8 protein-coding genes are annotated in these 6,619 nt (G+C 42.4%); 5 read left to right on the top strand and 3 right to left on the bottom strand.

What is annotated here, in order from left to right:
* Positions 1-273: 273 nt before the first annotated feature.
* The 3 genes from SFU91_13090 to SFU91_13080 are packed head-to-tail and all read left to right on the top strand — an operon-like array spanning position 274 to position 1,216.
* The gene (locus SFU91_13090) at positions 274-780 is read left to right on the top strand and encodes a Bro-N domain-containing protein (GenBank protein MDX2129961.1); all 507 of its coding nucleotides are present in this window, start codon (positions 274-276) and stop codon (positions 778-780) included.
* Positions 777-938 (top strand): hypothetical protein, encoded by a 162-nt coding sequence (locus tag SFU91_13085; protein MDX2129960.1) that lies wholly within the window; start codon positions 777-779, stop codon positions 936-938. The genes SFU91_13090 and SFU91_13085 overlap by 4 nt, the downstream gene beginning before the upstream one ends.
* Positions 935-1,216, top strand: coding sequence for a hypothetical protein (locus tag SFU91_13080; GenBank protein MDX2129959.1), 282 nt, complete (start codon positions 935-937; stop codon positions 1,214-1,216). Before SFU91_13085 ends, SFU91_13080 begins: the two co-directional genes overlap by 4 nt.
* Positions 1,217-1,353: 137 nt before the next feature.
* On the opposite strand, the gene SFU91_13075 is transcribed toward SFU91_13080, so the two are convergent.
* The 3 genes from SFU91_13075 to SFU91_13065 all read right to left on the bottom strand — a co-directional run bounded on the left by SFU91_13075 (position 1,354) and on the right by SFU91_13065 (position 3,803).
* Entirely contained in the window at positions 1,354-2,370 is a 1,017-nt protein-coding gene (locus SFU91_13075; GenBank protein ID MDX2129958.1) for a phage minor head protein, read from the bottom strand.
* A 63-nt stretch (positions 2,371-2,433) separates the two neighbouring features.
* Positions 2,434-3,438: a DUF4065 domain-containing protein gene (locus SFU91_13070; protein ID MDX2129957.1), complete on the bottom strand. Its 1,005-nt coding sequence runs from the start codon at positions 3,436-3,438 to the stop codon at positions 2,434-2,436.
* An 8-nt stretch (positions 3,439-3,446) separates the two neighbouring features.
* On the bottom strand, positions 3,447-3,803 hold the full coding sequence (locus SFU91_13065; protein MDX2129956.1) for a toxin: 357 nt from the start codon (positions 3,801-3,803) through the stop codon (positions 3,447-3,449).
* A gap of 325 nt (positions 3,804-4,128) precedes the next feature.
* Here SFU91_13065 and aat point away from each other — a divergent pair, with 325 nt between their 5' ends.
* Positions 4,129-4,854: a leucyl/phenylalanyl-tRNA--protein transferase gene (gene aat / locus SFU91_13060; protein ID MDX2129955.1), complete on the top strand. Its 726-nt coding sequence runs from the start codon at positions 4,129-4,131 to the stop codon at positions 4,852-4,854.
* Positions 4,855-4,856: 2 nt separating this feature from the next.
* Positions 4,857-6,341 carry a phytoene desaturase family protein gene (crtI, locus tag SFU91_13055; GenBank protein MDX2129954.1) on the top strand — a complete coding sequence of 495 codons (1,485 nt, stop codon included), beginning with the start codon at positions 4,857-4,859 and terminating at the stop codon, positions 6,339-6,341.
* Positions 6,342-6,619 lie beyond the last annotated feature (278 nt).

The following is a 6,619-nucleotide window of genomic DNA, read 5'->3' as shown; positions in this document are numbered from 1 at the left end:
ACGCGGCGATTGAAGCGTTGTTGAGATAGCCAGTTAAGAGTTAAGAGTTGAAGATTGTTCTTTGAAGTTATTGGAAAATTCAGCAAATTGCCGCCGTTCAAATCATTAGCGGCAATCCGCTCCGTATGCGGCTTTTGCATTTTAAATGCAAGGGCTTCATTTAGGGCGTTGCTGAACTAAATCGTTTCGCCTAACCCCTGCGATGACCGTGAGGCTCGCACAGCTTCTAATGAGCTGGAACAAGGTTAGGCTTTATTAATCGTTCGAATCATTATGAATAACACTTCTGTTTCTTTCCTGCCTTTTGGCGACAAATCTGTTCGCTACCACATCGATGAGCATAACCAAACTTGGTTTGTTGCAAAAGATGTTTGCTCCGCTCTTGATATTACTTGGGGTGGAGACATTTTATCACAAATTAAACAAGATTGGAAAAGGGGGTGCGAAATAATCACCCCCGGCGGAGTACAAAAAACTTGGCATATTTCCGAGCAAGCGGTTTACAAGTTGGCGTTCCGATCGCGGAAGCCGGAGGCGGAGCGGTTTACGGATGTGGTGGCTGAGGTTGTTGCGAGTATCCGCAAACGTAACCTCACCCCAACCCTCTCCAATTCAGCGAGCGCGATAGGCTCGCTTGGCGAGGGCGTAATAATGGCAAAGCCGAAGCATAACCGGCTCACGCCGGAGAGGATGCTTGATATTATGAGTGATGTGTGTTTGATTCGCGATACCGCGCTTCGAACCCGGATTGCATCAAAACTGATGGGAGGTGCGCGATGAGAGTTTTTATTTATGTGAATGGCCGCTTAGTTGGTGATATAGAAAAAGCTGAATGTGGCGGTTGGTTTGCTTACACACTTAATGGAAGTGAAAGCAATGAAACCTTTTGGTCAAGAAAAAAGGATGCAATTAAACACTTAAAAGGAGGTGCGCGATGAATAGACCTCACCTAAATCCTCTCGATTTAATGAGCTCGACGAGCTCGCAAGGAGAGGACTTCAATAAAAGCTCTTTTGATAATCGCTCGTCAAGCTCGCTGAGAATTCAAGATGATATCAATGAAACGATTGACCTTTTGGTGGTGCTGCGAGATGCGATAACCAACAGCCAAGTTAATCCCAATACATCGAATTACTTTGTACTGATAAATATCATTCAGAATAAGTTGGAGAGTGTTCAGGAGCTTGTGGAGGCAATCGTTCATGAGAAACCGTAAAGGTGGCTTTATGGGAAGAAAAAGGAGGCTTTAGGCCTCCTTTTTTGTTTCGTGAAATAAGTTGTATCTTTGAAATGAATGTGGGATTATGGAACTCGGGTCCGGGAGTAAGGCAGCGCACTTACTCCGTCCTGCGTTCATAATTTTCTCTTAATCTCCTTATTTACTACCTGCTTCAAAAACTGATCCCTTGTAATCTGAACCGATTTCTCTCCTTTCAGAATTATTACTGTATTAATAAATCTATTGTTTTTGAAGCCATCTTCAATACCTTTTTCAATATTGAAGTTATCTGCATTTGGGTCAATTATATCAACAACCAGATGATTGATTTTTTGCTTCTCAGCTGAAGCAAATTGATTTTTAATTGAAGATACAAGGCTTTTATACTCTTTAGGGTTAGGGGTCTTTAAGTCAGAAATGAAACGCTTACCTTCACTATTTATGATCTCGAATTCGGGCTGTTTACCTTTGTTTTCGATGTGCGCTCGGATTATCACGTTATAACCATTTTCACTGAGTCTTCTTGAAGCGTCAAGGTTTAAGGGTAAATCTTTCTTTTGCGCTCTTTTATGTTGAAGAATGAAAGTGCTAGAGCTTGATGATTTCACTTCAATAAACTCACCTGTTGCTTTGAGTTCCTCATAAACCTTCTTTACTGCAACCGGCATTTTAGGGTTAAGGTCGCTCATTAAGGTCATCAAAAACATATCGACCTTTTTCTTGGCTTCGGGAGAAAGGTTTTTCTTCTCAAGCCAGCTCATAAACTTAGAGTTCTTGTTCCCAATAAACTCGGCGTTTCGGAGTGCGCTTTGCTCTTCCGGTGTTACCGGGTCGGGAGCGGTGAAGCCTTTTTCGGCGGCTTCGCGGGCGGTGATCGGAATGGCTTCGCAGCGGCAATTGTAGCCGAGCGGCGGCCAGAAGCGGAAATCACCATTCTTGAAAATCTTTCCATCGAGCCGCCGGTGTGAGGGCCGTGTGCGCCGATCTTTGATGGCGGAGTAACGCCAAAACGGGAACTCGCTTTTAAGTTGGCCGTAGCGTGCCGTTTGGCCGCCACTGTAAGCAATTGCGGTATTGGTTCGATAGACCACATCGAGATGCCATTTCGAGAGGCGCGTAACACCTGCCTTATCGAACTCTTGATTAACGATCTCTTCGAAGTTTTTTTGGGTTTCGCGTGTTAAAGGGGTAGTAGTTTATTAAATTTTAGTTTGTTAGCTAAGGTTTAATTCAAACGCATAATCGTAATGAATTTTCGCTTTAATTTTCTCATTGGCTTTCCACGCTTCCTCTGAATGGCTTAACTCAATCATTTCTTGAGTTGTTGTTTTTCGGAATGTTTTTGCCACTTTCTCTAATACTCTTATTTCTTTTTCGGTAAATAAGTCTGCTTTGAACGGGTTTTCTCTTTTTGGTATAAACTGTTCGCCCGTTTTGCCATTAGGGAATTCTTGGCTTAAAATGTCAATTTCTCCTTGATTGGCTAAATATTCATAAATGCTTTGGAAGTTACCGGGCACAGGCCCCATATCAATCGCTTTATAGCGCATACCACTGATGGAAAAACCGCTTTCTTTATACATGAGAAAATCGGCATAGAAAAGCAGTTTATTCAGCTTGGTTTTATAGGGCTGCATTTCCTTTGCGAAATAAGAAATCATCTGCGCGATTTTTTCAAGAGAAGGGATTTTGTAGCCTGAAAACGTGTCGGGCTTTGCTTTTCCAAGCATATATTCTTGAAACGCCTCGAAACCGCGATTTTGATCTTTTAGCTCTGAAATTTGCCGTGCCCGTTGGCAAACTTTCAATTTGATTTCACTACTTAGGGTTGTTGATAGTTCCACCATTTTAGTAAAGTATGTACTATCATCTACCATCTGTATAATCTTTGCATTGGCAATGCTTGGGATTTCTCCCGCTTCGTATTGGCGATAGCCGTTCACGCCAAACCCTAACACTTCAGACATTTTAACAGCCGATAACCCATACTTTTCACGTATTCCGGCGATTTCTTCAGGGAACGGAATGTTGAATTTTTCGCGGTATCGGTTATGAACTTGATTGATATTCAATTCATCCAATGCCGTGGTGGTAAACTGCTCTCCACTATCCTCACATTTGTAATAATGATATACAATCTCAATTTTTTCCTTGCGAAATTCCATAGACCTTTTTTCTTTCTTTAAGGTCATTTCTTTCCCTGTAATTGGACTTTTCATATACAGTGTTACTTTAATGGGTACTTCATTTTGTGCTCCGCTTCATGAAATGAAATACAGATGACACTTCTCCCGTGTTGACCCATTGTGATTTTGATGTAAACTTCTTTTTTCTTTACCTCTTTCCCAAAAACCCACATATCTGCTCCGTGGTAGAGCGTATCGGAGAAAGGCCCTTCGGAGTAATCGTTTATATAGAGATTTTCAAGTACCTTGTTTCGCTCAATTGGGCGTAGCTCCAAGTCTAAAAGGGCTTGGGCATTCTTGCCTCTTTCGTCGCGGAAGAGCACATCCCATACTTTCATCTTTTCCTTAAAGTTCTTAAGGAAAGAGGCAACTTCCTTTTCTTTTGCCTTTATATCCATTCATAACGATTAACACTTTGTGGAATTGTAAATATACAATGTTAAAGTTTATTTAATCATATTTTTACTAATTTTCTCAATGTTAAAGTTGCTTTACACACAAAATAAGTATCTATTCCCTTCTTTGTCCTTCTTCTCATTTCACCGCACTTAAGGCTTAAATGAAATGGAGTCATCCTTAGGTTATGCATCAGCTTATCCCCAAGCCACATCAAAAGAAATCTTTATTTTTATTCTCAAAATCGATTTACATTCGAAGATTATCTTCTTTTAGTGTTCTTGGTTTCAATCATTTTACCATATTTTTATCGAGACATCGCTACGAATGAAAATACCACAACCTGCTCCGGCACTCACGCCGGATTTAGTTCTATACGGTTATACTATTGGGGTTTTCCCAATGGCCGATTCTGAAAACGGCATCATCCGTTGGTATTTCCCACTCAAACGCGCCATTATTCCACTTGAAAATTATCATGCCCCGCGCTCGCTTCGGCAAGTGATAAAAAAATCCACTTTTGAAATTCGGGTGAACACCAATTTTGAAGCCGTGATGCGCGCCTGTGCTAGTGAACGCGGCGATGGCTACGGCACTTGGATTTCGGATGAAATGATTGAAGTTTATACCGAGCTTCACAAAGCCGGTTATGCGCATAGCATTGAATCGTATTATAATGGTGAGCTTGCCGGTGGGCTTTATGGGATTTCAATCGGGGCGGCGTTTTTTGGCGAATCAATGTTTTACCGTGTCCCCAATGCAAGCAAAGTCGCGTTTGATTTTCTTATCTCCCGGCTGAAAGAGCGCCAATATGAACTCTTGGATTCGCAATACATTAATGACAATGTGAAACGGTTTGGTGCAATCGAAATTTCTAAAGAAGAGTACACCGATAAGCTAAAGCTCGCACTTCGGCGGCAGCTTTACTTTGATCAAACCCCAATTAACCCCATTTTGAACGATTCGGATTGGGATCGAGAGGAAAATGAAGCCATTATTGTTCCCAATACCCGAATCATCTTAAATAACGATTGGGAAGAAGAAGGCGACTAACTGTGGCATCCTCCAAAAAAGTTATTGTCATTGGCGCAGGATTGGGCGGACTTTCAGCAGCCATTCATTTGGCAGCGAAAGGCTTTGATGTAACCATTATTGAAAAAAATGCAACTGTGGGCGGAAAAATGCAAGAACTTCGCTCGCCAAATGGCTACCGGTTTGATTTAGGCCCAACACTTATCACAATGCCCTTCGTTTTTGAATCTCTTTTTGCGGCGGCGGGCAGGAAACTTTCCGACTACCTTGAACTCATTCCACTTGAGGCGTCGTGCCGATATTTCTTCCAAGATGGCACAGTCTTTACGGCATATTGCAATCGCTTTCAGTTTGAAGAGGAAGTCGCCCGTGTTTTTCCTTCAGCCGCTCCCGCGCTCAAGCCATACTTTGATTATGCTAAGCGCATCTATGATGCCACCGCCGAAAGTTTTATTTACAACCCACTTTCTTTTTCACGCCTTTTTAAAACAAATCCGATTGACTTATTCAAAATCGACGCGCTTTCGACCGTCCATAAAAGCAACGTGCGTTTTTTTTCGGATCCTCGTTTTGTGCAGTTTCTCGATCGGTTTCCAACCTATGTGGGCTCTTCACCATATTTCGCACCCGCAACCCTCAATGTCATTGCATTTGTGGAACTGGCTTTTGGCGGCTTTTATATTAAAGGCGGGATGCAGCGGCTTGCCGAGGCTTACCTGAAGCTTGCCTTAGAACTTGGCGTTACACTTGAAACCAATGCCGAGGTGACGGCAATTCTTGATCGCAATAAAGTTGTGACAGGCGTTCAAGTCAAAAAAAACGGGGCGATAGAAACGTTGGAAGCACTGGCTGTCGTCTCGAATGATGATGCGATACACACATACACGGCATTAACCGATAAAGCCCCAAAGCGATTGAAAAATCTTGAGGCGTCTTGCTCGGGCTATGTTCTTACGCTCGGTGTAAAGGATACTTATCCAAACCTTTCTCATCACAATATATTTTTCACAAAAGATTATAAGCACGAGTTCGAAGAAATTTTCACGCAAGGTGTTATGCCAAGCGACCCCACGATTTATCTCACTCGGTCGTGCCATAGCGATGCTGGACAATCGCCCGAGGGCTCGGAAAATTGGTTTCTCTTAATCAATGCGCCGTTTCTTTCTGAGCGTTACAATTGGAAGCAAGATGGGAAATTGTACAAGAATTTGGTGAATGAATCGCTGGAGAAGCGCGGTTTTATTGGGCTTTCGGGGAAGATTGAATTTGAAGCTGAAGTGACGCCCGAAATGCTTTATCAAAAATTTTATTCACACCGAGGCTCAATCTATGGCCTTTCGTCAAATGGGATGATGTCGGCTTTTTTGCGCCCTCGAAACCGCTCGCCTTATTTGAAAGGGCTGTACATCGCGACAGGGAGCGCGCATCCGGGTGGTGGCACACCAATGGTGACTCTCTCGGGGAAGTTCGCGGCAGAACTCTTAATCCAAGATTTTCAAGAATTGTGAAAAAGTTCCCCGTTTTATCCTTCGAGAAACTGGTTAAAAGCGGATTCGAAGTAACGAAACGGTCGATTTTCCCTGTAAACCACGATTTTATCGTCACTTAAATTTAACCCTAAATCATCAACTTTCACTGAATCTCTAAACCTTTGTAGTTATTCCTGTGAGTAACTTTGTGAAGTTATGAAGTTAGGTCATTGATATTCTCTTTTGGTTGTAGTCAAAAGGTTGAACCATTGAGAATGTTAATGCTCGTTGAGTGAGGTGAAGAAATGAACACCTTT

This window comes from Chloroherpetonaceae bacterium (assembly GCA_033763895.1).
Taxonomy (GTDB): domain Bacteria; phylum Bacteroidota; class Chlorobiia; order Chlorobiales; family Thermochlorobacteraceae; genus JANRJQ01.
The sequence above is the reverse complement of the archived record's forward strand: the minus strand, read 5'-3'. Positions and strand labels throughout refer to the sequence as shown.

Excerpts from the sequence above, each read along its gene's own strand:
- SFU91_13090 (MDX2129961.1), top strand. The coding sequence starts at position 274 with ATGAATAACACTTCTGTTTCTTTCCTGCCTTTTGGCGACAAATCTGTT.
- SFU91_13085 (MDX2129960.1), top strand. The coding sequence starts at position 777 with ATGAGAGTTTTTATTTATGTGAATGGCCGCTTAGTTGGTGATATAGAA.
- SFU91_13080 (MDX2129959.1), top strand. The coding sequence starts at position 935 with ATGAATAGACCTCACCTAAATCCTCTCGATTTAATGAGCTCGACGAGC.
- SFU91_13070 (MDX2129957.1), bottom strand. The coding sequence starts at position 3,438 with ATGAAAAGTCCAATTACAGGGAAAGAAATGACCTTAAAGAAAGAAAAA.
- SFU91_13065 (MDX2129956.1), bottom strand. The coding sequence starts at position 3,803 with ATGGATATAAAGGCAAAAGAAAAGGAAGTTGCCTCTTTCCTTAAGAAC.
- aat (MDX2129955.1), top strand. The coding sequence starts at position 4,129 with ATGAAAATACCACAACCTGCTCCGGCACTCACGCCGGATTTAGTTCTA.